A 1,984-nucleotide genomic window follows, 5' to 3' on the forward strand; every position below is an offset into this window, starting at 1 on the left:
CGGCCCAGCATGTAACCCGCACCCACGGCCAACGCCATCTGACCTTTGCCTGTCATCGCCCAACCCTTCGTCGAGTAAATGTTGTGTGCACCTCGGCGCCGGCATCGGTCTGTGAGCGGATCCTGCGCGGTGGGGGGCGCATTCCGCCGACTACCCCGGGCAAGGGCTACTCAATCGACCGCCCAACGCAACACCGCAGTTCGGCCGCGAAACGGTCCGACCGGTCGGTGGCTCCTGCGGACGACGACGGCGTTGTACCGGTGCCGATCGTGGTACCGGTGAGCATCGGGGCCGCAATCGTCCACAGGAATCCGGGTGACGCACCTGCTTCCAGTGGAGCGGGCGGGAGGCTATGTGCGGGCGACGATGAAGTCGTAGGGCGCCATCGGCCCGAGGATCCACATCGTGACTCGGTTGTCCCAGCGTTCGGCCAGCTCTCCGACGGCCAGTTCGAGTTCGTGCTGCCGGTCGATCTCGAGCAGGACCGCGATCTGCACGGCGTCCCGTCGTGGGTGGGTTCTCGGACTGTGACGGTGTCGGTCAGCGGGGACAGCATTTCAAGGGTGCTGAGGATGTCCGCGTCTCGCCGAACATCCAGCGTAGCCAGCCCCGATCCGGGTACCCGCACAGTACGTTGCCCCGGACCCGCGCACACCGGCCGGGCAGCCAGCCCCGGCTCCGGTCGCCAACCCCTTCGGCCGCGGGGCGCCCTACGTCGTACGCGCCGAGGCCGAGTGTTCGCCCACCCCGCCCCGGCCGCGTGCGGCCCTCCCGCAAACCCATGAACCACTCCCGTGCACACGTCTCACCCGAGGAACAGGTCGACCTCATCAGGCCTGACGACCTGGGTACCGTGAATAGATGAAGACGAAATCACCTCCGGACGAGCTCGCCCGCCGGTTGGCCGAGCGGGAAGAAGTGGAAGTCGGCATTCTCGAACTCGAGGGCCTGCTGGCGAAGGCCAGACGCCGCCTCGACGAGGTGTCCGCCGAAATCGACTCCCTCCAGCATCGAGCACCACCCAGGTAAGCGACGATCACACCACCCCAAAGCTCGGATCTAGCCACCCAGACCACCCCGTCGAAAACTCACGAAGTCGTCCTCGGCGCCGACCGGGCCCGGGAGATACCTCGCCGTGCGGCGGTGACCGCGGATGCGCTCGCGGCCCCGTCGGCCGGTGTGCCCGAACCGACCGAGCCGCTGCGGCACCCATACTCATCCGGGAGAGGCGGCCGCGTGGACGGTCTGCGGTGTCGCCTCGGTGTTCACGCCCGCGTGCGTGGGGGTACTCATCTTCGTCGGGTGACGATCCCCCGCACATTCGGGTGCCGTACCGGGTCAGCGTTGCCCCGGCGCGACCACCGCCGGGCGCGCCGCCAATTCTTCCGGGTTGCAAGCAGTCTGACCTGGGCATGCTCCCCCACGTGACACCGCTCCGCGAGCGGGGACAAGCCCACCCGACCTGCGGTCAGTGAGCGTCGCGGAAAGCTTGCTCGATGTCCGCGGGTATGCGCCCGCGCGCGGAGATCTCGTAGCCTTGCTGGACGGCCCATTCCCGGATTTCCTTGGCCGTGTGTGCGCCCCGGGTCCGTCGGGTACGCGGACTGCGTCTTGGCGGTTCTTCCTGCTCGGGCTGCGCAATCTCTTCACTCTCGTCGGTCTCGAATTTCCCCTCGTGCTGCTCCTCTCCTTCGTTCTCGGGGAGCTTTCCGTCTTTCCGCTTCTGTTCGCCCTCTGCAGGCTCGTCAGCCTCGGGGGGCTCTTCCGCCTCGACGACGCGGCTGTCGCGGACCTCGTCCGACCTCCGCCTGGTGCCCGCCGCCCGGTCCGCGGCGCCCGACTCGAGCCGGCGGTTCAGCGAATCGATGCGCGAGTTGACCGCGGTGAACGCCGCGGCTTGGGCGGCAGGCATCAGCTCGCCCCGAATAGTCTCGACGAGCTTGGCAACCTCTGGGATATCGGCGAGCTTCGCGGTCCGCCGCCC

General features: G+C 68.2%; 3 protein-coding genes. 1 reads left to right on the forward strand and 2 read right to left on the reverse strand.

What is annotated here, in order from left to right:
* Window positions 1-350: 350 nt before the first annotated feature.
* Complete coding sequence (locus MLGJGCBP_RS18945; RefSeq protein WP_236581203.1) at window positions 351-497, reverse strand: GvpL/GvpF family gas vesicle protein; 147 nt, start codon at window positions 495-497, stop codon at window positions 351-353.
* 364 nt (window positions 498-861) lie between these two features.
* Here MLGJGCBP_RS18945 and MLGJGCBP_RS18950 point away from each other — a divergent pair, with 364 nt between their 5' ends.
* Window positions 862-1,029, forward strand: coding sequence for a hypothetical protein (locus tag MLGJGCBP_RS18950; protein ID WP_160097567.1), 168 nt, complete (start codon window positions 862-864; stop codon window positions 1,027-1,029).
* Window positions 1,030-1,468: 439 nt separating this feature from the next.
* Here MLGJGCBP_RS18950 and MLGJGCBP_RS50585 read toward each other — a convergent pair.
* On the reverse strand, window positions 1,469-1,984 hold a 516-nt coding region (locus tag MLGJGCBP_RS50585; RefSeq protein ID WP_236581204.1), incomplete at its 5' end, for an Lsr2 family DNA-binding protein.

The sequence above is a fragment of the Rhodococcus sp. T7 genome (assembly GCF_009872365.1).
Classification (GTDB): Bacteria; Actinomycetota; Actinomycetes; order Mycobacteriales; family Mycobacteriaceae; genus Rhodococcus_F.

Coding starts and splice junctions, on each gene's coding strand:
- MLGJGCBP_RS18950 (WP_160097567.1), top strand. CDS start 862: ATGAAGACGAAATCACCTCCGGACGAGCTCGCCCGCCGGTTGGCCGAG.